The organism is Enterobacter sp. T2 (genome assembly GCF_010692925.1).
GTDB classification, from domain to species: domain Bacteria; phylum Pseudomonadota; class Gammaproteobacteria; order Enterobacterales; family Enterobacteriaceae; genus Enterobacter; species Enterobacter kobei.
Genome location: NZ_CP048736.1, coordinates 349,564 through 372,584, shown reverse-complemented (window position 1 = coordinate 372,584; position 23,021 = coordinate 349,564). Strand labels below are relative to the sequence as shown.

Below are 23,021 nucleotides of genomic sequence, written 5' to 3'. Positions count from 1 at the left end.
AGAGGTTCAGAACAACATGATTACATCATGCCGCCCATACCACCCATGCCGCCCATACCAGCAGCACCTAAGTCAGGCGCGTCGCCTTTAGGCATATCAGTAACCATGCACTCGGTAGTGATCATCAGGCCAGCTACAGATGCCGCATACTGCAGAGCAGAACGGGTAACTTTAGTTGGGTCCAGAATACCGAAGTCGATCATGTTGCCGTATTCTTCAGTTGCCGCGTTGTAACCGTAGTTACCTTCGCCCGCTTTCACGTTGTTCGCAACCACAGATGGCTCTTCACCGGCGTTAGAAACGATCTGACGCAGAGGCGCTTCCATTGCGCGCAGCGCAACTTTGATACCCACGTTCTGGTCTTCGTTCTGTGCAGTCAGGCCAGCCAGTTTAGCGGCAACACGCACCAGCGCAACGCCACCACCAGCAACCACGCCTTCTTCTACCGCAGCACGGGTCGCGTGCAGGGCATCGTCAACGCGCGCTTTTTTCTCTTTCATTTCAACTTCGGTCGCAGCACCGACTTTGATAACGGCGACACCGCCTGCCAGTTTCGCTACGCGCTCCTGCAGTTTTTCACGGTCGTAATCAGAGGTTGCTTCTTCGATCTGCTTACGGATCTGACCAACACGGCCCTGAATAGCGGCTTCTTCACCCACACCGTCGATGATGGTGGTGGTGTCTTTGTTGATCACAACGCGTTTTGCCTGGCCCAGGTCTTCCAGGGTCGCTTTTTCCAGCTCCATACCGATCTCTTCAGAGATAACGGTACCGCCAGTCAGGGTAGCGATATCCTGCAGCATCGCTTTACGACGATCGCCGAAGCCAGGTGCTTTAACCGCAGCCACTTTCACGATGCCACGCATGGTGTTAACCACCAGGGTCGCCAGCGCTTCGCCTTCAACGTCTTCAGCGATGATAACCAGCGGTTTGCCTGCTTTCGCAACGGCTTCCAGCACTGGCAGCATTTCGCGGATGTTGGAGATTTTCTTGTCAGCCAGCAGGGTGAACGGGCTTTCCAGCTCAACAGCGCCAGTCTCTGGCTTGTTGATGAAGTATGGGGACAGGTAGCCGCGGTCGAACTGCATACCTTCAACCACGTCCAGTTCGTCTTCCAGACCGGTACCGTCTTCAACGGTGATAACGCCTTCTTTACCGACTTTGTCCATCGCTTCAGCGATCAGTTTACCTACGGTTTCGTCGGAGTTAGCGGAGATGGTACCTACCTGAGCAATGGCTTTGGAGTCAGAGCACGGTACGGACAGCGCTTTCAGCTCTTCAACAGCGGAAGCGACAGCTTTGTCGATACCACGTTTCAGATCCATTGGGTTCATGCCCGCAGCAACGGCTTTCAGACCTTCAGTGATGATAGCCTGCGCCAGTACGGTCGCGGTGGTGGTACCGTCACCTGCAGCATCGTTCGCTTTAGAGGCAACTTCTTTCACCATCTGCGCACCCATGTTTTCGAACTTGTCTTCCAGTTCGATTTCACGTGCTACAGAAACACCATCTTTGGTGATGGTTGGCGCGCCGAAGGATTTATCCAGCACTACGTTACGGCCTTTCGGGCCCAGGGTCACTTTAACTGCATCGGCCAGTACGTTTACGCCGCGGAGCATTTTTACACGAGCGTCGTTACCGAATTTTACGTCTTTAGCTGCCATGTTCTTATTTCCTCAAATTCTCGTGCGTAAATTACGCTTCAACAATTGCCAGAATGTCGCTCTCGGACATGATCAACACTTCTTCATTGTCGATCTTCTCGGATTTCACGCCGTAGCCATCGTTGAAAATTACGATGTCACCAACTTTAACGTCCAGCGGCTGCACAGTTCCGTTTTCCAGGATGCGGCCCTTACCGACAGCGATGATTTCGCCACGCGTTGATTTGGCTGCAGCAGAACCGGTCAGAACGATGCCGCCAGCAGACTTGGTTTCAACTTCTTTACGTTTGACGATCACACGATCATGTAACGGACGAATACTCATTGATAGCTCTCCTTTGAGAAAGTCATTATCAGTTATGGATGACGCCGGCCCGCATGCGGTTTTCCGACTAGTGCCCTGAGAGATGGGGATAGCTTTTTCCCCCTTCAAGGGGGAGTTGAAAAAAAATTTTGCGAAAGTGTTACCATCCCCTCTCTTTTGGTATTGGCAGGACGATGTCAATGAGTGGACTTAAACAGGAGTTGGGACTGGCGCAGGGCGTTGGCCTGCTCTCAACCTCCTTGTTAGGTACGGGCGTATTTGCCGTACCCGCACTGGCGGCGCTGGTAGCAGGCAATAACAGCCTGTGGGCGTGGCCGGTGCTGATTGTGCTGGTGTTTCCGATAGCCATTGTGTTTGCCATCCTCGGGCGGCACTTCCCTGACGCAGGCGGTGTGGCGCACTTTGTCGGGCTGGCTTTTGGCCCGCGACTGAAGCGTGTTACCGGCTGGCTGTTTCTCTCGGTGATCCCGGTGGGTCTTCCTGCGGCATTGCATATTGCAACCGGCTTTGGACAGGCGCTGTTTGGCTGGCATAACGAGCAGCTCCTGCTGGCTGAACTGGGTACGCTTGCCATTGTCTGGTGGGTGGGCTCACGCGGCGCCAGCTCAAGTGCAAACCTGCAGACGCTGGTTGCGGTACTGATTGTTGCGCTCGTCGCGGCTGTCTGGTGGGCGGGCGATATCACAATTAAGGACATTCCCTTCCCGGCAGCGACAAACATTGACCATTCAAAGCTTTTCGCCGCCCTTGCCGTTATGTTCTGGTGCTTTGTGGGTCTCGAAGCGTTCGCCCATCTGGCCTCTGAATTTAAGCAGCCTGAGCGCGATTTTCCGCGCGCGCTGATGATTGGCCTGCTGCTGGCAGGAACCGTTTACTGGGCCTGCACCGTGCTGGTATTGCACTTCAACGCATTCGGTGCGGATAAAGCGGCTGCCGCGTCACTGCCTGGCATAGTGGTACAGCTGTTTGGCGTAAAAGCGCTGTGGGTCGCGTGTATGATTGGCTATCTCGCCTGTTTTGCCAGCCTGAATATTTATATCCAGAGCTTTGCCCGTCTGGTGTGGTCGCAGGCGCTTTATAATCCTGAAAGCCGTCTTGCGCAGTTGTCCAAACGTCAACTTCCGGTGAATGCACTGAATACCGTGCTGGGCTGCTGCGTGTTGAGTACGCTGGGTATTTACGTACTGAAAATCAATCTGGATGCCCTGATCGTCTACGCCAACGGCATTTTCATTATGATCTATCTGCTGTGCATGCTGGCGGGCTGTCGTCTGCTGGAAGGCCGCTATAAAGCACTGGCGGTCGTCGGGGGTGTGCTTTGCCTGCTGTTGCTGGCAATGGTGGGATGGAAGAGTGTGTATGCCATCGTCATGCTGGCAGGGCTGTGGGTGTTTTTACCGAAGCGGCAAAACCCGCAGGCCCGGTGAGCGATGCGCCACCGGGCATAAAAATCACCGATCGTCTTTGTGGTCTAAACGGTCGTGCTGTTCATCCTTACGCTGATATTCCCCTTCAAATGTATCGCCCGGGCCCGTACTGAAGCCACCGCCCGGCATACGACTAAAACGCAGATGCGGCAGCAGCTTCATGGTCAGGTGTTTTTGCACTGGCGGCAGAAGCAGCAAAAGGCCGAGGAAGTCGGTAAAGAAGCCAGGCAGAATAAGCAGCAGACCCGCGATAATCAGCGACACGCTTTTGATCATCTCTTCTGCCGGGCTTTCGCCTGCAGCCATCTTCTGCTGCATTATCAGGAAATTTTTGAAACCCTGGTTACGCACCAGCGACATGCCGATGACGGAGGTGAAAATCACCAGAACCAGCGTCAGCAGGACGCCCAGGACATGGGCAACCTGGATAAAAATGGAAATCTCAATGTAAACATAGAGAAAGAAAGCAATAAATGGTATCCAGCGCACTGGCATCTCCTGTAGGGCAGGTGCCGTCAGGCCCCTGTCTGAATGTGTTCGCGACGCGCGTTTGTATGAAATGGTGGCAGTTAGCGAAAATTCAATCGGTTTGCACGGATATTTTTTCTGGAAATATTAAAGCGGTGACACATTTCACAGATTAATAATTATCATGGAATCGGCTCGATAATAAGTGATCCAGCTTACGGCAATTCGCTATCATCAGCATATGATCTCGAACATCTGGCTGATTGAGGGAATAATCGTCGGTCAGAAAATATTCAAAACCACATATATACTGTGTGTTTAGTACAATCCATCGGCAGCTTGAAAAGAAGGTTCACATGTTAAACAACATTCGTATCGAAGAAGACTTGTTGGGTACCAGGGAAGTTCCAGCGGATGCCTACTATGGTGTTCACACTCTGAGAGCGATTGAAAACTTCTACATCAGCAACAGCAAAATCAGCGACATCCCTGAGTTTGTCCGTGGCATGGTGATGGTGAAGAAAGCCGCAGCGCTGGCTAACAAAGAGCTGCAAACCATTCCTAAAAGCGCGGCAAATGCGATTATCGCTGCCTGCGATGAAGTGCTGAACAACGGCAAATGCATGGACCAGTTCCCGGTTGACGTCTATCAGGGCGGCGCGGGTACCTCCGTCAACATGAATACCAACGAAGTACTGGCAAACATCGGCCTGGAGCTGATGGGTCATCAGAAAGGTGAATACCAGTACCTGAACCCGAACGACCACGTTAACAAATGCCAGTCCACCAACGACGCCTACCCAACCGGCTTCCGTATCGCGGTGTATGCCTCCGTGGTGAAACTGGTGGACGCTATCAACCAGCTGGGCGATGGCTTCCAGCGTAAAGCGGTTGAGTTCCAGGATATCCTGAAAATGGGTCGTACCCAGTTACAGGACGCAGTGCCAATGACGCTGGGCCAGGAATTCCACGCATTTAACGTGCTGCTGAATGAAGAGACCAAAAACCTGCTGCGCACCTCTGAGCTGCTGCTGGAAGTGAACCTGGGTGCAACCGCCATCGGTACGCGTCTGAACACCCCGGATGGCTATCAGCAGCTGGCGGTTCAGAAGCTGGCTGAAGTGTCCAACCTGCCGGTCGTGCCTGCGGAAGACCTGATTGAAGCCACCTCCGACTGCGGCGCGTACGTGATGGTACACAGCGCACTGAAACGTCTGGCGGTGAAACTGTCCAAAATCTGTAATGACCTGCGCCTGCTCTCTTCCGGCCCGCGCGCTGGCCTGAACGAAATCAACCTGCCAGAACTGCAGGCGGGTTCGTCCATCATGCCAGCTAAGGTGAACCCGGTCGTGCCAGAAGTGGTGAATCAGGTTTGCTTCAAAGTCATCGGTAACGACACTACCGTGACGATGGCCTCCGAGGCCGGTCAGCTGCAGCTGAACGTAATGGAGCCCGTGATTGGCCAGGCGATGTTCGAATCTATCCACATCCTGACTAACGCCTGCTACAACCTGCTGGAAAAATGCATTAACGGCATTACCGCAAATAAAGAAGTGTGTGAAGGCTACGTTTACAACTCTATCGGGATCGTCACCTACCTCAACCCGTTCATCGGTCACCATAACGGTGACATCGTCGGTAAGATTTGTGCCGAAACCGGTAAGAGCGTGCGTGAAGTGGTGCTGGAGCGCGGACTGTTGACCGAGGCTGAGCTGGACGATATCTTCTCCGCCCAGAACCTGATGCACCCGGCATATAAAGCGAAACGATATACCGATGAAAGCGAACAGTAACCGTTCAGGCTAGGCTTTTAAAGGCACGTCACTTGTGACGTGCCTTTTTTCTTTTTAGGCGTTACCAAAATACAACAATTCAATATCAACTTGTTAATAAGCAAGGCAGGTCCTTATGTTTGGAGCAGAACTCGTCATCGTCTTGTTGGCGATTTATTTGGGAGCAAGACTCGGGGGTATCGGCATCGGTTTTGCCGGCGGTCTCGGGGTGCTCGTTCTTACCCTTATCTTTCAGATTAAACCCGGCGCAATCCCTTTTGACGTTATCGAAATCATCATGGCAGTTATTGCCGCTATCGCCGCTATGCAGGTGGCAGGCGGTATGGACTACCTGGTGAGTCTGGCGGAGCGTATGCTGCGCCGCCATCCTAAATACATTACCTTCCTTGCCCCGCTGGTCACCTGGTTTATGACCATTCTCGCGGGAACTGGCCACACGGCGTTCTCCACGCTGCCGGTGATTACCGAAGTGGCAAAAGAACAGGGGATTCGCCCGTCTCGTCCCCTCTCTATTGCCGTCGTTGCGTCTCAGATTGCCATCACCGCGTCGCCGATCTCTGCCGCCGTGGTCTTCTTCGCCGGTATCCTTGAGCCGATGGGCGTGAGCTACCTGACGCTGCTGGCGATCTGTATTCCGGTGACGCTGATTGCGGTCATGATTACTGCCGTGCTGTGTAACTTCCTCGGTGCCGAACTGAAAGACGATCCGGTTTACCAGGAGCGTCTGGCAAAAGGTGAAGTGAGACTGCGCGGTAGCCAGGTCTTCGAACTGAAGCCGCACGCAAAGCGCTCCGTACTGCTTTTCCTGATTGGTATCGTCGCAGTGATGTTCTACGCAACCGCCATCAGTGACACCGTGGGGCTGATTCAGAACCCGGTTCTGCCGCGTAACGAAGCGATTGTGGTGTTCATGCTGACTATCGCGACGCTGATTAGCATCACCTGTAAAATCGACACCAGCGAAGTGCTGAACGCCAGTACCTTTAAATCCGGTATGAGCGCCTGCGTGTGTGTACTGGGTGTGGCATGGCTCGGCGATACCTTCGTGAAGGCGCACATCAGCGATATCCAGACCGTAGCCGGCGACCTGCTGCACAACTACCCGTGGCTGCTGGCGGTCGTGCTGTTCTTTGCTGCGACCCTGCTTTACTCCCAGGCAGCAACCACCAAAGCGCTGATGCCTGCGGCACTCATGTTAGGCGTAACGCCGCTGACGGCGATTGCCTCTTTCGCAGCCGTTTCCGCACTGTTCGTTCTGCCAACCTACCCAACCCTGCTGGCAGCGGTTGAAATGGATGACACTGGCTCTACCCGTATCGGTAAGTACGTGTTTAACCACGCGTTTCTGATCCCGGGCGTGGTAGCAATTACGCTTTGCGTCATCCTCGGCTTTATCATCGGTGGCATTGTGCTGTAAACCTTCAGCCGTTGTAAAAATAGTTAAAATCGGGCCGCACTGCGGCCCGATTCATTAATGACCAATCGTCTTGCGTGATATAGTGAAGACTTTCGTGATGAGGAGGTCGACTTGTGAACACGCCTGATGCCGTTGTCGTACTGTGTACCGCCCCTGATGAAGCCTCTGCCCAGGATCTTGCCGCCAAAGTGCTGGCCGAAAAATGGGCAGCCTGCGTAACGCTCCTCCCCGGCGCAACCTCCCTTTATTACTGGGAAGGCAAGCTGGAGCAGGAGTACGAAGTCCAGATGTTGCTTAAAACCAACCGGGCGAACCAGCAGGCGCTCCTCGACTGCCTCAAGTCTCATCATCCTTACCAAACTCCAGAGCTGCTGGTGCTGCCAGTGCTCCATGGCGATAACGACTATCTCACATGGCTCAACGCTTCCTTACGCTGATCCTGCTGCTGTGCAGCACATCAGTATTTGCCGGGTTGTTTGACGCACCCGGCCGTTCAAACTTTATTCCTGCCGACCAGGCGTTTGTTTTCGATTTTCAGCAGAACCAGCACGATCTCAATCTGACCTGGCAGGTGAAAGAGGGTTACTACCTTTACCGCAAACAGGTCAGTATCACGTCCGCAAAGGCTAACGTCGGCGCATTGCAGATGCCCGCGGGCGAGTGGCACGAGGACGAGTTCTACGGTAAGAGTGAAATCTATCGTCAGCGCTTAAACGTCCCCGCCACGGTGAATCAGGCGGATAAAGGCGCCACGCTGACCGTGACGTATCAGGGCTGTGCCGACGCGGGCTTCTGCTATCCTCCTGAAACGAAGGTCGTTCCGCTTACTGAAGTTAAAGCGGCTGCCTCCTCTCTCCCCTCGGGGGAGAGGGCCAGGGTGAAGGGAGAAGGCGAAGCCACTTCAGATCTTCCCTTCTCAGCGTTTTGGGCGCTACTGATTGGTATTGGCATTGCCTTTACGCCGTGTGTACTGCCCATGTACCCGCTGATCTCCGGGATTGTGCTAGGCGGTAAGCAACGGCTTTCCACCGTCCGGGCGCTGCTGCTGGCTTTTATTTATGTCCAGGGCATGGCATTAACCTACACGGCGCTCGGCCTCGTGGTCGCCGCCGCTGGATTGCAATTCCAGGCAGCGCTTCAGCATCCTTACGTGCTTATTGGTCTGTCAGTTGTCTTTATTCTTTTGGCGCTGTCGATGTTTGGCCTGTTCACTCTGCAACTGCCCTCTTCGCTGCAAACCCGCTTAACGCTGATGAGTAATCGTCAGCAGGGAGGATCTGCAGGCGGCGTGTTCGCAATGGGTGCAATTGCCGGGCTAATCTGTTCACCCTGCACCACTGCGCCGCTCAGCGCCATCCTGCTGTACATCGCCCAGAGCGGCAATATGTGGCTCGGTGGCGGAACGCTGTATCTTTATGCGCTGGGGATGGGTCTGCCGCTCATTCTTGTGACGGTCTTTGGTAATCGTCTGCTGCCGAAAAGCGGACCGTGGATGGAGACGGTGAAAACCGCGTTTGGTTTTGTCATTCTGGCGCTACCGGTGTTCCTGCTGGAGCGCATCATCGGAGACGAGTGGGGAAGGCGTCTGTGGGCGATGCTTGGCGTCGCATTCTTCTCCTGGGCATTTATCGTCAGCCTGGGGGCGAAAAAGCCATGGATGCGCCTTGTGCAAATCCTGCTGCTGGCGGCTGCACTGGTCAGCGTGCGTCCGCTGCAGGACTGGGCATTTGGCACGCCGGTGGGTCAGACGCAGGCGCATCTGGACTTCACCCGCATTAACAATGTCGATGAGCTCAATAGCGCCCTGGCTCAGGCAAAAGGTAAACCGGTGATGCTCGATCTCTATGCTGACTGGTGTGTCGCCTGCAAAGAGTTTGAAAAATACACCTTTAGCGATCCTCAGGTACAAAGCGCCCTGAAAGAGACGGTGTTGCTCCAGGCAAACGTCACGGCCAACAATGAGCAGGATAAGACTCTGCTTAAGCACCTTAACGTACTCGGGCTGCCAACCATTTTATTCTTCAATGAACAAGGGGAAGAGCAGCCAGAACAGCGTGTAACCGGGTTTATGGATTCAACGGCATTCAGCGCGCATTTGCGCAATCGCCAACCGTAAACAACACTTTAGACGGGACATACCGTTGGGAATAGCGGAGGAGATAACCGTGCAACGTGAAGACGTACTGGGACAAGCCCTGCAATTACTTGAGATTCAAGGGATCGCCAGCACCACGCTTGAGATGGTAGCCGACCGTATCGATTACCCTCTGGATGAGTTAACGCGCTTCTGGCCGGATAAAGAGGCCCTGCTTTATGATGCGCTGCGCTACCTTAGCCAGCAGGTGGATATCTGGCGCAGACAGTTGATGCTTAATGAAGAACTGACGGCTGAGCAAAAGCTGTTGGCTCGCTACACCGCCCTGACTGAATGTGTCAGTAACAATCGTTATCCGGGCTGCCTGTTTATTGCCGCCTGTACATTTTATCCCGATCCCGGGCATCCAATACATCAGCTGGCGGATCAGCAAAAGCGTGCGGCGCATGACTTCACTCACGAGCTACTGACAACGCTTGAAGTGGATGACCCGGCAATGGTCGCTAAGCAAATGGAGCTGGTACTGGAGGGTTGTCTGAGCCGCATGCTGGTGAATCGTAGCCAGGCCGATGTGGATACGGCGCACCGCCTGGCGGAAGATATTCTTCGCTTTGCTCAGTGTCGTATGGGCGGGGCATTGACGTAAGCGAATCAGCGAAATTTGGTCTTTTCGGCGCGTAAACCGCCAGATTGCCGTAAAGTTAAGCAATTGAACAGCTTTCCCCGAAATAATGTTGACGATAAGGCGCGATTGCGGTTTAATGCGCTCCGTTGCCCGGATAGCTCAGTCGGTAGAGCAGGGGATTGAAAATCCCCGTGTCCTTGGTTCGATTCCGAGTCCGGGCACCACTATTTAAAAAACCCAGCCTATGGCTGGGTTTTTGCTTTTCTGCGTTTATAAATCCCTTCTTTTATATTCTTGCTTCTCTTTCCGGTAAGATCGCGCAATCTGCTTTGCCGGATGGCGGCTTTGCCTTATCGGCCTACGGGAAAGTTTCAAGGAGAGGAATAAAACCCAAAGCAAAAAACCCCGCACCTTACGGTACGGGGTTCTTCTTGTTTGATGCCTGGCAGTTCCCTACTCTCACATGGGGAGACCCCACACTACCATCGGCGCTACGGCGTTTCACTTCTGAGTTCGGCATGGGGTCAGGTGGGACCACCGCGCTAAAGCCGCCAGGCAAATTCTGTTATCTGTATCAGGCTGAAAATCGTCTCTCACCGCCAAAACACCTTCGGCGTTGTAAGGTTAAGCCTCACGGTTCATTAGTATCGGTTAGCTCAACGCATCGCTGCGCTTACACACCCGACCTATCAACGTCGTCGTCTTCAACGTTCCTTCAGGAGACTTATAGTCTCAGGGAGAACTCATCTCGGGGCAAGTTTCGTGCTTAGATGCTTTCAGCACTTATCTCTTCCGCATTTAGCTACCGGGCAGTGCCATTGGCATGACAACCCGAACACCAGTGATGCGTCCACTCCGGTCCTCTCGTACTAGGAGCAGCCCCCCTCAATTCTCCAGCGCCCACGGCAGATAGGGACCGAACTGTCTCACGACGTTCTAAACCCAGCTCGCGTACCACTTTAAATGGCGAACAGCCATACCCTTGGGACCTACTTCAGCCCCAGGATGTGATGAGCCGACATCGAGGTGCCAAACACCGCCGTCGATATGAACTCTTGGGCGGTATCAGCCTGTTATCCCCGGAGTACCTTTTATCCGTTGAGCGATGGCCCTTCCATTCAGAACCACCGGATCACTATGACCTGCTTTCGCACCTGCTCGAGCCGTCACTCTCGCAGTCAAGCTAGCTTATGCCATTGCACTAACCTCCTGATGTCCGACCAGGATTAGCTAACCTTCGTGCTCCTCCGTTACTCTTTGGGAGGAGACCGCCCCAGTCAAACTACCCACCAGACACTGTCCGCAACCCGGATTACGGGTCTACGTTAGAACACCAGCCATTAAAGGGTGGTATTTCAAGGTTGGCTCCACGCAGACTGGCGTCCACGCTTCAAAGCCTCCCACCTATCCTACACATCAAGGACCAGTGTTCAGTGTCAAGCTATAGTAAAGGTTCACGGGGTCTTTCCGTCTTGCCGCGGGTACACTGCATCTTCACAGCGAGTTCAATTTCACTGAGTCTCGGGTGGAGACAGCCTGGCCATCATTACGCCATTCGTGCAGGTCGGAACTTACCCGACAAGGAATTTCGCTACCTTAGGACCGTTATAGTTACGGCCGCCGTTTACCGGGGCTTCGATCAAGAGCTTCGCGTTGCCGCTAACCCCATCAATTAACCTTCCGGCACCGGGCAGGCGTCACACCGTATACGTCCACTTTCGTGTTTGCACAGTGCTGTGTTTTTAATAAACAGTTGCAGCCAGCTGGTATCTTCGACTGATTTCAGCTCCACCCGCAGGGGCTTCACCTACATATCAGCGTGCCTTCTCCCGAAGTTACGGCACCATTTTGCCTAGTTCCTTCACCCGAGTTCTCTCAAGCGCCTTGGTATTCTCTACCTGACCACCTGTGTCGGTTTGGGGTACGATTTCGTGTTACCTGATGCTTAGAGGCTTTTCCTGGAAGCAGGGCATTTGTTACTTCAGCACCGTAGTGCCTCGTCATCACACCTCAGCGTTAATAAGGTACCGGATTTACCTGGAACCTCCGCCTACATGCTTAAACCGGGACAACCGTCGCCCGGCTAACATAGCCTTCTCCGTCCCCCCTTCGCAGTAACACCAAGTACAGGAATATTAACCTGTTTCCCATCGACTACGCCTTTCGGCCTCGCCTTAGGGGTCGACTCACCCTGCCCCGATTAACGTTGGACAGGAACCCTTGGTCTTCCGGCGAGCGGGCTTTTCACCCGCTTTATCGTTACTTATGTCAGCATTCGCACTTCTGATACCTCCAGCAACCCTCACAGGCCACCTTCAACGGCTTACAGAACGCTCCCCTACCCAACAACGCATAAGCGTCGCTGCCGCAGCTTCGGTGCATGGTTTAGCCCCGTTACATCTTCCGCGCAGGCCGACTCGACCAGTGAGCTATTACGCTTTCTTTAAATGATGGCTGCTTCTAAGCCAACATCCTGGCTGTCTGTGCCTTCCCACATCGTTTCCCACTTAACCATGACTTTGGGACCTTAGCTGGCGGTCTGGGTTGTTTCCCTCTTCACGACGGACGTTAGCACCCGCCGTGTGTCTCCCGTGATAACATTCTTCGGTATTCGTAGTTTGCATCGGGTTGGTAAGCCGGGATGGCCCCCTAGCCGAAACAGTGCTCTACCCCCGAAGATGAGTTCACGAGGCGCTACCTAAATAGCTTTCGGGGAGAACCAGCTATCTCCCGGTTTGATTGGCCTTTCACCCCCAGCCACAGGTCATCCGCTAATTTTTCAACATTAGTCGGTTCGGTCCTCCAGTTAGTGTTACCCAACCTTCAACCTGCCCATGGCTAGATCACCGGGTTTCGGGTCTATACCCTGCAACTTAACGCCCAGTTAAGACTCGGTTTCCCTTCGGCTCCCCTATACGGTTAACCTTGCTACAGAATATAAGTCGCTGACCCATTATACAAAAGGTACGCAGTCACCTAACAAGTAGGCTCCCACTGCTTGTACGTACACGGTTTCAGGTTCTTTTTCACTCCCCTCGCCGGGGTTCTTTTCGCCTTTCCCTCACGGTACTGGTTCACTATCGGTCAGTCAGGAGTATTTAGCCTTGGAGGATGGTCCCCCCATATTCAGACAGGATACCACGTGTCCCGCCCTACTCTTCGAGTTCACAACCTGTGCATTTTCGTGTACGGGACTATCACCCTGTACCGTCGGACTTTCCAGACCGTTCCACTAACACACAAGCTGATTCAGACTCCGGGCTGCTCCCCGTTCGCTCGCCGCTACTGGGGGAATCTCGGTTGATTTCTTTTCCTCGGGGTACTTAGATGTTTCAGTTCCCCCGGTTCGCCTCGTTAACCTATGTATTCAGTTAACGATAGTGTGTCGAAACACACTGGGTTTCCCCATTCGGACATCGCCGGGTCAAAGGTTCATATCACCTCGCCGGCGCTTTTCGCAGATTAGCACGTCCTTCATCGCCTCTGACTGCCAGGGCATCCACCGTGTACGCTTAGTCGCTTAACCTCACAACCCGAAGATGTTTCTTTCGATTCACCATCGGTTTGCGAAAATTTGAGAGACTCGAACACACATAACATGTGTGTCGTTTCAATTTTCAGCTTGATCCAGATTTTTAAAGAGCAAAACTTCTTAATGCACTCAAAAGTACATTCAGAAGTTCATCATTCATCAGACAATCTGTGTGAGCACTACAAAGGCAGGTTCTTTAAGGTAAGGAGGTGATCCAACCGCAGGTTCCCCTACGGTTACCTTGTTACGACTTCACCCCAGTCATGAATCACAAAGTGGTAAGCGCCCTCCCGAAGGTTAAGCTACCTACTTCTTTTGCAACCCACTCCCATGGTGTGACGGGCGGTGTGTACAAGGCCCGGGAACGTATTCACCGTAGCATTCTGATCTACGATTACTAGCGATTCCGACTTCATGGAGTCGAGTTGCAGACTCCAATCCGGACTACGACGCACTTTATGAGGTCCGCTTGCTCTCGCGAGGTCGCTTCTCTTTGTATGCGCCATTGTAGCACGTGTGTAGCCCTACTCGTAAGGGCCATGATGACTTGACGTCATCCCCACCTTCCTCCAGTTTATCACTGGCAGTCTCCTTTGAGTTCCCGGCCGGACCGCTGGCAACAAAGGATAAGGGTTGCGCTCGTTGCGGGACTTAACCCAACATTTCACAACACGAGCTGACGACAGCCATGCAGCACCTGTCTCAGAGTTCCCGAAGGCACCAATCCATCTCTGGAAAGTTCTCTGGATGTCAAGAGTAGGTAAGGTTCTTCGCGTTGCATCGAATTAAACCACATGCTCCACCGCTTGTGCGGGCCCCCGTCAATTCATTTGAGTTTTAACCTTGCGGCCGTACTCCCCAGGCGGTCGACTTAACGCGTTAGCTCCGGAAGCCACGCCTCAAGGGCACAACCTCCAAGTCGACATCGTTTACGGCGTGGACTACCAGGGTATCTAATCCTGTTTGCTCCCCACGCTTTCGCACCTGAGCGTCAGTCTTTGTCCAGGGGGCCGCCTTCGCCACCGGTATTCCTCCAGATCTCTACGCATTTCACCGCTACACCTGGAATTCTACCCCCCTCTACAAGACTCTAGCCTGCCAGTTTCGAATGCAGTTCCCAGGTTGAGCCCGGGGATTTCACATCCGACTTGACAGACCGCCTGCGTGCGCTTTACGCCCAGTAATTCCGATTAACGCTTGCACCCTCCGTATTACCGCGGCTGCTGGCACGGAGTTAGCCGGTGCTTCTTCTGCGGGTAACGTCAATTGCTGCGGTTATTAACCACAACACCTTCCTCCCCGCTGAAAGTACTTTACAACCCGAAGGCCTTCTTCATACACGCGGCATGGCTGCATCAGGCTTGCGCCCATTGTGCAATATTCCCCACTGCTGCCTCCCGTAGGAGTCTGGACCGTGTCTCAGTTCCAGTGTGGCTGGTCATCCTCTCAGACCAGCTAGGGATCGTCGCCTAGGTGAGCCATTACCCCACCTACTAGCTAATCCCATCTGGGCACATCTGATGGCAAGAGGCCCGAAGGTCCCCCTCTTTGGTCTTGCGACGTTATGCGGTATTAGCTACCGTTTCCAGTAGTTATCCCCCTCCATCAGGCAGTTTCCCAGACATTACTCACCCGTCCGCCACTCGTCACCCGAGAGCAAGCTCTCTGTGCTACCGTTCGACTTGCATGTGTTAGGCCTGCCGCCAGCGTTCAATCTGAGCCATGATCAAACTCTTCAATTTAAGTTTGATGCTCGTGAATTAAACTTCGTAATGAATTACGTATGTTCACTCAGAGACTTGGTATTCATTTTTCGTCTTGCGACGTTAAGAATCCATGTCACTTTGAGTGCCCACACAGATTGTCTGATAAATTGTTAAAGAGCAGTGCAACGCGGCTTTCGCTCACCGTTGCGAGGTGGCGTATATTACGCTTTCCTCTTTCAGAGTCAACCCGTTATTTCAGGATTTTTTCTCTTCAACCGACCGGGTTGTCTGTGAAGTGATTCACATCTGCCGTGTCGATGGAGGCGCATTATAGGGAGTTCTCCGCAGGCCGCAACCGCTAAATGACAGAAAAATGACTGACTGCTGCATTCCACAGCAAAACCCCGCCTTATACCCTTTTACACACAGACTTATCCACAGCATCATCAGGATCCCGATGCGATCCTGCGAACTGAAAAGGAAGATCAACTATACTAGCGGCAAATATTCTTCCTGGCAGAGCACTCCCTCATGAACACACAACGCCTCGCCCGCGACTGGCGTCTCCCTACCGCAGGGGTGATGCTGCTGGCTATTCTGTTTGCCAGTTTTACCCTGCATACGCACTGGAGCGCCTTTATCCAGTGGTGTCTTGCCACTCAAATTACCCTGCACCGTTATCTGGTGATGTATCTGCTACAGCTGAATAACCACCAGTACAGCGGCGGACTATGGCTCTTAACAGGCGCCTTCCTTTATGGCGTGCTGCACGCCATCGGGCCGGGGCACGGGAAATTCATTGTGACGACCTATCTGACCACTAATAAGGAAAGCGAGCGGGCTGCCCGGGTCGTTCCTTTCCTTGGCAGCCTGATGCAGGGCGTGAGCGCCATTCTGTTTGTCTTTATTCTGGCGGTGGGGTTTAACCTCGCCTCAGGGGATATCAGTACCAGCCGCTGGTATGTAGAGAAGATAAGCGCAGTGCTGATTGGTGTATTCGGCGCGTTCGTCATTTATCAGGCATTAAAGAGCCTGCGTCCGCGCAGAATGACGATCTCAGCCATCAGTCCCCTCCATCAGCACAATGAACACTGTGGCTGCGGCCATCACGGCGTGGGTGCCGACCTGACGCAGGGAGACTGGAAAACTCGCCTGGGGGTGATTCTGGCGATTGGCGCACGCCCGTGCAGTGGGGCAATCATGATTCTGATGTTTTCAAATGCGCTGGGCATTGTCACCTGGGGGATGGCTGCCGTCATGACAATGTCCCTGGGAACGGCACTCTCGATTATGGGGCTCTCGCTGGCGGTACGTTATGCCCGTGAACGCACGGTGGCCTGCTTCGGGGGAAATAGCACGTTAAGATGGCTGGTGCCAGCCGTCAAAATAGCCGGCGGGATAGTTCTGATCCTGTTCGCGACCGTTCTCTTCCTGACGGTCATCCCCATCAGCGCCAATGGCGACTACATCGCTGCCGGATGCTAATAAAAGAAAACCCGCCGTTGGCGGGTTTCTTTATTACTCGTTGATGCGTGGATGCTGATCCACCAGTCGGGAGCGTTTTTTCTGCAGTTCTTCAATCTCTGCGTCAATGTCTTCAATCTTCTGCTCTACATTATCGTAGTGCTCACGCAGGATCTCTTTCGCTTCCTGAATATCCGATGCCGCAGGCGTCGCCCCTTTCAGTGGACGGTTCGCCGTCTCCTTCATCGTAATACCGGTAATCAAGCCAATCACCGCGATCACCATCAGGTAATAAGCAGGCATCATCAGATTCTGCGTGCTTTCCACCAGCGAGGCGGCAAGCGTCGGGGTCAGACCGGCAATCAGTACCGAGATGTTAAAGGCTGCCGCCAGCGCACTGTAACGAATATGCGTCGGGAACATCGCAGGCAACGTTGAGGCCATCACCCCGATGAAGCAGTTCAGGATCACCGCCAGCATCAGCAGACCCGCAAAAATCAGCCCCAGCACGTTACTGTTGATCAGAATAAAGGCCGGGATTGCCAGGGCAAACAGCGCCACGCTTCCCAGAATAATGAATGGTCGACGACCAAAACGGTCACTCAGCAGACCCATAATCGGCTGCACGAACAGCATACCCACCATGATGGCAATAATAATCAGCACACCGTGATCTTCCGAGTAATGCAGGTTATGCGACAGATAACTCGGCATGTAGGTCAGCAGCATGTAGTAGGTCACGTTGGTCGAAATCACCAGACCAATACAGGTCAGCAGGCTGCGCCAGTGCTTAGTGGCAATCTCTTTGAACGACACCTTCGGACCATCCTGCAGCCCTTCGCGGTCACCCTGCTCCAGTTTCTCAACGTGCTGCTGGAACGCCGGTGTCTCTTCCAGCGCATGACGCAGATACAGACCGATGATCCCCAGCGGCAGCGCGAGGAAGAACGGGATACGCCAGCCCCAGTCGAGGAAGTTCTCTTCACCGACGACGGTTGAAATCAGCACCACGACACCCGCCCCCATCACGAACCCGGCAATCGAGCCGAAGTCCAGCCAGCTCCCCATAAAACCGCGCTTACGGTCCGGGGAATACTCCGCGACGAAGATCGAGGCACCGGTATATTCCCCACCGACGGAGAAACCCTGCGCCATCTTACAGAGCAGCAGCAGAATCGGTGCCCAGATGCCGATCGTGGCATAGGACGGAATCAGGCCGATACAGAAGGTACTTATCGACATGATGACAATGGTGATGGCAAGGATCTTCTGGCGACCGTATTTATCACCGAGCATACCGAAGAACAGACCACCCAGCGGGCGAATAAGGAAAGGAACGGAGAACGTCCCCAGTGCGGCAATCATCTGCAGGCTGGGATCAGCCCCTGGGAAAAACACTTTACCTAACGCGTAGGCCACAAAGCCATAGACACCAAAATCGAACCATTCCATCGCATTACCGAGCGAGGCTGCGGTGATGGCCTTACGCAATTTTGCGTCGTCAATAATAGTGACGTCGCGAAGCGTGATGGGTTTAATCTTTTTCCTTCTCAGCATAGCTATCCTCGTTGACTCGGCCCTGTCTGTTTCACAATCCAGTGTGGGTGCTGTGAACCTTGGGATCCGCTCCATGCGAATCGCCTTATTCAAGCGTAGCAGGTTTACTTACATTGACGTTTATCGTCGATACAACCGAACCTGTTGACGCCTGCCAGGGCAGTTAATGACCTTTTTACCCTACCAGCGTTTATATTTGTGATCAACTTCACACATATATTTATGCTGCGTAAAGTGAAGACAGTCTTTGTCAATTTCCGCAAATAAGCACTTTCTCAACCCGTCCCAAAGAAACATTTTCATGTTGTCCCATTTTCTTTTTATCACGACATAAAAAGCCGCTTTTTTACAAGAGATTTACATAAACCCCATCCAGCCAGAACGCGGCGTAAAGTTTACAATCAATATGTGACGCAGATAACTAAAACACTGTTTTATTTTCATTGAATCATTATTCCAGCGATCGCATGATAATTCCCGAAACATAGCGATGAGTGTTTTCTGACAAGAGAAAACCAGAGCGCTTACTGAATTTTGTTGCGGGGTTATCCAATACAAGCCATCAAGAAAACCCTTCATCATTTTGAATTTATTGATTTTTTATTCGCGCCCGCCGCTCGCTATGAGGGGTAACATTGTGAGGGTTGTATATGAAGATTAAAGCCACGATAGAACGTATTCCTGGTGGTATGATGCTGGTCCCCCTGGTACTCGGTGCTATTCTGAATACCTTAGCGCCTGAAACCGGGGCTTATTTTGGCGGTTTCACAAAAGGGATGATTACAGGTACCGTCCCCATCCTGGCAGTCTGGTTCTTTTGTATCGGTGCATCCATTAATTTACGTGCAACAGGCACCGTATTACGCAAATCCGGCACGCTGGTCATAACCAAAATAGCGGTGGCCTGGGTTGTCGCCATGATATGCGCGATGTTCATTCCAGAGAATGGAATTCAGACCGGTTTCTTCGCGGGTTTATCGGTCCTGGCAATTGTCTCGGCGATGGATATGACTAACGGCGGGTTGTATGCCAGCCTGATGAACCAGTACGGAACGAAAGAAGAATCCGGGGCATTTGTTCTGATGTCTCTGGAGTCCGGCCCGCTCATGACGATGCTGATCCTGGGTTCTGCTGGCCTGGCCTCTTTTGAGCCTCACCACTTTGTTGGCGCGATCCTGCCCTTCCTGATCGGTTTCGCCCTCGGGAATCTGGATCACGATCTGCGCGATTTCTTCAGCAAAGCCACACCCGTACTCATCCCGTTCTTTGGTTTTGCGCTGGGCAACACCATCAACCTGAACGTGATCCTTGATACGGGCCTGCTGGGTATTGTGCTGGGGGTTGCGGTCATCATCATCACCGGTATTCCGTTGATTATTGCCGACCGCGTGATTGGCGGCGGAAACGGCACGGCGGGTGTCGCCGCCTCTTCAGCCGCAGGTGCTGCGGTCGCAAACCCGGTGATTATTGCTCAGATTAACCCGGCCTTCGAACCGGTAGCCGCTTCTGCAACGGCACTGGTGGCTGCCAGCGTGATTGTTACCGCGATTCTGGTGCCGATCATCACGGCACTGTACGCGAAACGCTACGGAAACGTGCAAGAGAAAGATGTAGAAAGGAAGGCAGCAGAGCTTCAACATTAACAAACCGCACCAAACCATCCCCTCTCCCCTCTGGGGAGAGGGCCAGAGTGAGGGTGAGGGGTTCAACCAAAAATCTCCTCCACCATCGCCTCCACCAGACGTTTTGCCGAACACAGCCTCGGCATACCCAGCGCAACGGTCTGCCAGTTTTGCGTAACTGACCAGCTCACCGGGTGTTTATCCGCCTGACACCAGTCACCCAGCCACCCCAGCATGTCTTTATGATCGATTAAACCCGCCGAAGCGGGTGTGGTCAGCCACTGATGATAGAAATGGCGCGTTGCAGGAGACGCATTGATACCCTGAGCAAGATAATTGGCAGCCATACTGCGTAAATTATCCTTGAGCATGGCCGATACATCGTCCTTCGCCAGACGGCAAGCATCGCCGAAGGCCCCCCAGCGCAACTCTTCCAGGACAATGAAACAACGCCCGGCCAGCGACCAGCCATCATAATGACCGGCTCGCCAGCGAGTGAAAATTTGCTCGCTGTGCTCACCCGCCTGGACGGTCAGTCCACGCTGAGTTAGCGCCTTTTCTTTATAAACGGCACGTTGGGTAAAATGCGATGAGAGCTCAGCGTACTGTTCAAGCAGGCCCGGAGAGGGCTGAGCCCTTAAGTGAGCCTGCTGACGAAGTGTATTCAATTTATCCGCCATCAGCGTCAGCGCAAGATGGCCAGGGTCAAGCATCCCGGCGAGTTTTTCAGCCAGACCGAGGCGCAGGGCAGCATTCTCATTCAGCATTCCGGCCATCGCCCAGGGGCGTAACCGGGTGTGCGTCATGATCTCCTGAGTCAAGCGCTCACGAAACTGCAGCTGCTGCGGCCCCAAATGAGGATGACGTGCAACGTCCACGCCCTGCACAAGATCGACCATAAATTTAGGATGAATACACTCCAGCGTCCGCCCGGGACCGTCCAGTAGCTGTGTTGTCATGGTTGCTCTGCCGCGAATAGAGTTTGAATATCATCGCGTAACAGTCGGGTATCTTCCTGTATCCACGTCGCAGTAGTGATACTTTGCTTCAACAGCTGGCTGAGCGCTCGGGTCGAATGCTCATTTTGTTGACGCACTGCGAGGCTATCACGCAAGCTTTCCTGTAACCCGGTCAGGTATAACGAAAATTCTGCAAAGAACGTCGCCATTCCTGCCGTAACAGAGACATCGACCTGGGCGGACAAAGCTTTACGTATATGTTCACAAAACTGATCAATATGTTGCTTAAATTTGTCATGTAGCTGCGCAATGTCGATAACATAGCGCGTGCGGGTCGCCACATATTCATCCCAGCCCCAGCCCGGATTATTCAGCCAGCGAGAGACAGTCTCACGCATGCTGCCCGCGCCCGATGGCTGTCCTGCAGGGCGGTTGTCCTGCGCGATGGCATCGTTAAACAGCGCCTGCGTATTGACGTTAAGCTGGTTAGCCTGAAAAGCCGGGAAGCTAATCCGCGCCCGAAAGCCGGCATGGCTCAGATGCTCTTTAATACGCGTTTCGATGGGACGCATGGCGTCATTCAGGGAACGCGCCAGCGTAGACTCCAGCTGATCGAAGCGTAACGCCAGCTCCCGGCAGATCTTTGTCTGCGCATCCAGCATGATAAGCTCGCAGGAGGAGCGGATTTTACTCAGGGCAATCTGTGCCTGCCCCTCGTCATCCAGTACCAGCTGCTGTAGTTCTTGCGGTTCGTCACCGCGAGGATTCAACCGATCGTTACCGGCGAAATCAAGGATATTGCGAGCGCTAAACACGTGACCAATCGCCTGGTGAAGCGCTGTTTTTTGGGCCCCCATAAAGTCCGCAGTGGCATTCAGCGCCTGCTCAACTTCATGTTTCACCTCATCACTCACCACCCGCTGGCGCGTCTGCATCATCGCCATGTCCTCTTCAAGACGCGTAATATTCAGTTCCAGCGCGTCAAAGGCGACCGTCAGCCCCTGATAGCGGAAGTCGAGATATTCCCGGGCATTTTGTGCGTAGTTGAGCAGCTTATGGGACGCCGAGCGCAACGCAAATAACGAGGCATTAGCATAGGCGGCGTAAATCAGTTTGCGTATCGGTTGTTCAAACAGCGAATCTTCCCAGAGCAAATCGGCGGCGTGACGGATATGGCCAATATCATCCAGGTCCGCCGTACGCCAGCGGCGACCGAGGGCGGCTTCGGCAAAATCCTGCACCCAGGGTTGCTCCTGATGATCCGGCAGTTGTCCGTGGGTATTCATCTCGTAGCGAGCACGGTTCGCCAGATACGCCCACATGGAGGAGACAGGGTAGATCTGGCCAGGCGAAATATTGCCTTTCATTAAGGTGCCGGAGATCATCGCCCGGACCTGCTCTTCATCATCGCTATTGCGATCTTTCTGGTCGAATTTATTCACCAGGGCATACAGAGGCACGGATTTCCCCGCCACCGAAATAGCCTGACGGACCTCTTCATCAGATATAGATTTAAGCTGGGTATAATCCATTACCGCCAGCACCGCCGATGCGCGGGCTAATTGCTCACTCAGCATTTTTTGCAGATGCGGCTGTCCGGCCTCATTAGGCCCAGGGGTATCGAGCAGCGTCAGTTGCCCGAGGTGGGCATCCAGACCCGCAAGATGCACGAACTCCACTTCAATGACCGGAATGTGTTCAATGGCCGCGTATTCTGAAAACGGAAACGCCACGCCCAGCGCCTGAGAGAGTCTGACCAGGTCATTGAGGCTTTTCAGGCAATGAAATATTGGCTGCGCTCCAAGATGATGCTTTTCAAAGGCTTCACCTTTTTCAATGCGTTCCAGCAGCGTATTCATGTCTTTATCAATTTCCAGATGCTGAGCCAGCTTCCCGCGATCGTAATCGCAGAGTTGTTTCTGCAGCAGCTGGATCAAATCATCAATAGGCGAGACATGTGAGAAATGGAGTACCGGCTCTTTCTGGCCTGGCGTATGACGAATCAGGGTAGGAAGTGCCGTCATTGGGCGGTTGCGATTAGGCAACACTTCGGTCCCCACAATGGCATTAATGGTGGTCGATTTCCCCGCTTTCATGGTACCAACGATAGCCAGAACCATTTCCAGACGTGTTATTTTGCGTAATTCATTATTCAGCATTGCCTGCTGCGCTTCGACACCCCGCGCACTAAAATGCAAAGGCAGAACGTTGTTCTTTTCACCCGTAATAGCGGCCGTCGTGTTCTCCAGCATCGCTGTCGGCATTGACTTCAAGGTATCAAGATTTTGCAGGGCAAGCTGTAACAAACGCTCAGCTTCCTGGCTTAATTCAAAAATGGTCTGTGTGTGCATGATAAAAGCCTTTCCT

General features: G+C 53.3%; 14 protein-coding genes, 1 tRNA gene and 3 rRNA genes. 9 read left to right on the top strand and 9 right to left on the bottom strand.

Annotated elements, in window-relative coordinates; all coding sequences use genetic code 11:
- Positions 1 to 20 precede the first annotated feature (20 nt).
- Positions 21 to 1,664 (bottom strand): chaperonin GroEL, encoded by a 1,644-nt coding sequence (groL, locus tag G0034_RS01750; RefSeq protein WP_179120444.1) that lies wholly within the window; start codon positions 1,662 to 1,664, stop codon positions 21 to 23.
- Positions 1,665 to 1,695: 31 nt separating this feature from the next.
- A complete protein-coding gene (locus tag G0034_RS01745) occupies positions 1,696 to 1,989 on the bottom strand; it encodes a co-chaperone GroES (RefSeq protein WP_003855929.1) in 294 nt (97 codons plus the stop codon).
- A 179-nt stretch (positions 1,990 to 2,168) separates the two neighbouring features.
- Between G0034_RS01745 and yjeH the strand changes: the two genes are divergently transcribed.
- Positions 2,169 to 3,416 carry an L-methionine/branched-chain amino acid transporter gene (gene yjeH, locus G0034_RS01740; protein WP_179120443.1) on the top strand — a complete coding sequence of 416 codons (1,248 nt, stop codon included), beginning with the start codon at positions 2,169 to 2,171 and terminating at the stop codon, positions 3,414 to 3,416.
- A gap of 24 nt (positions 3,417 to 3,440) precedes the next feature.
- Here the strand turns inward: yjeH and G0034_RS01735 are convergent, their stop codons facing one another.
- Positions 3,441 to 3,905, bottom strand: coding sequence for an FxsA family protein (locus tag G0034_RS01735; protein WP_014882199.1), 465 nt, complete (start codon positions 3,903 to 3,905; stop codon positions 3,441 to 3,443).
- Between the two features lie 335 nt (positions 3,906 to 4,240).
- Between G0034_RS01735 and aspA the strand changes: the two genes are divergently transcribed.
- From aspA to G0034_RS01705, 6 genes are all read left to right on the top strand, one after another.
- Complete coding sequence (aspA, locus tag G0034_RS01730) at positions 4,241 to 5,677, top strand: aspartate ammonia-lyase (protein ID WP_003855923.1); 1,437 nt, start codon at positions 4,241 to 4,243, stop codon at positions 5,675 to 5,677.
- 115 nt (positions 5,678 to 5,792) lie between these two features.
- Positions 5,793 to 7,094, top strand: a complete 1,302-nt coding sequence (locus tag G0034_RS01725) for an anaerobic C4-dicarboxylate transporter (RefSeq protein WP_023331834.1) — start codon at positions 5,793 to 5,795, stop codon at positions 7,092 to 7,094.
- A gap of 113 nt (positions 7,095 to 7,207) precedes the next feature.
- Positions 7,208 to 7,531 carry a divalent cation tolerance protein CutA gene (cutA, locus tag G0034_RS01720; RefSeq protein WP_014882197.1) on the top strand — a complete coding sequence of 108 codons (324 nt, stop codon included), beginning with the start codon at positions 7,208 to 7,210 and terminating at the stop codon, positions 7,529 to 7,531.
- Positions 7,507 to 9,210, top strand: a complete 1,704-nt coding sequence (locus G0034_RS01715; protein WP_179120442.1) for a protein-disulfide reductase DsbD — start codon at positions 7,507 to 7,509, stop codon at positions 9,208 to 9,210. The genes cutA and G0034_RS01715 overlap by 25 nt, the downstream gene beginning before the upstream one ends.
- 49 nt (positions 9,211 to 9,259) lie before the next feature.
- Positions 9,260 to 9,835 (top strand): transcriptional regulator, encoded by a 576-nt coding sequence (locus G0034_RS01710; protein ID WP_014882195.1) that lies wholly within the window; start codon positions 9,260 to 9,262, stop codon positions 9,833 to 9,835.
- Positions 9,836 to 9,962: 127 nt separating this feature from the next.
- Positions 9,963 to 10,038, top strand: a tRNA-Phe gene (locus G0034_RS01705).
- 216 nt (positions 10,039 to 10,254) lie between these two features.
- Here the strand turns inward: G0034_RS01705 and rrf are convergent.
- The 3 genes from rrf to G0034_RS01690 all read right to left on the bottom strand — a co-directional run bounded on the left by rrf (position 10,255) and on the right by G0034_RS01690 (position 15,088).
- Positions 10,255 to 10,370: ribosomal RNA gene (rrf, locus tag G0034_RS01700) — 5S ribosomal RNA — on the bottom strand.
- A 64-nt stretch (positions 10,371 to 10,434) separates the two neighbouring features.
- A 23S ribosomal RNA gene (locus tag G0034_RS01695) occupies positions 10,435 to 13,340 on the bottom strand.
- 208 nt (positions 13,341 to 13,548) lie between these two features.
- Positions 13,549 to 15,088, bottom strand: a 16S ribosomal RNA gene (locus G0034_RS01690).
- The 16S, 23S and 5S rRNA genes sit together here, the layout of an rRNA operon.
- 495 nt (positions 15,089 to 15,583) lie before the next feature.
- Between G0034_RS01690 and G0034_RS01685 the strand changes: the two genes are divergently transcribed.
- Positions 15,584 to 16,537, top strand: coding sequence for a nickel/cobalt transporter (locus G0034_RS01685; protein WP_023338934.1), 954 nt, complete (start codon positions 15,584 to 15,586; stop codon positions 16,535 to 16,537).
- Between the two features lie 33 nt (positions 16,538 to 16,570).
- Here G0034_RS01685 and proP read toward each other — a convergent pair whose 3' ends face one another.
- The gene (gene proP, locus G0034_RS01680) at positions 16,571 to 18,073 is read right to left on the bottom strand and encodes a glycine betaine/L-proline transporter ProP (protein ID WP_014882193.1); all 1,503 of its coding nucleotides are present in this window, start codon (positions 18,071 to 18,073) and stop codon (positions 16,571 to 16,573) included.
- Between the two features lie 650 nt (positions 18,074 to 18,723).
- Between proP and kdgT the strand changes: the two genes are divergently transcribed.
- Positions 18,724 to 19,716, top strand: coding sequence for a 2-keto-3-deoxygluconate transporter (gene kdgT, locus G0034_RS01675; protein WP_014882192.1), 993 nt, complete (start codon positions 18,724 to 18,726; stop codon positions 19,714 to 19,716).
- 62 nt (positions 19,717 to 19,778) lie between these two features.
- Here kdgT and G0034_RS01670 read toward each other — a convergent pair whose 3' ends face one another.
- Both G0034_RS01670 and crfC read right to left on the bottom strand, forming a co-directional pair.
- Positions 19,779 to 20,654, bottom strand: coding sequence for a diguanylate cyclase regulator RdcB family protein (locus G0034_RS01670; protein WP_032637716.1), 876 nt, complete (start codon positions 20,652 to 20,654; stop codon positions 19,779 to 19,781).
- Positions 20,651 to 23,005: a clamp-binding protein CrfC gene (crfC, locus tag G0034_RS01665; RefSeq protein ID WP_063944069.1), complete on the bottom strand. Its 2,355-nt coding sequence runs from the start codon at positions 23,003 to 23,005 to the stop codon at positions 20,651 to 20,653. Before crfC ends, G0034_RS01670 begins: the two co-directional genes overlap by 4 nt.
- Between the last annotated feature and the right edge of the window lie 16 nt (positions 23,006 to 23,021).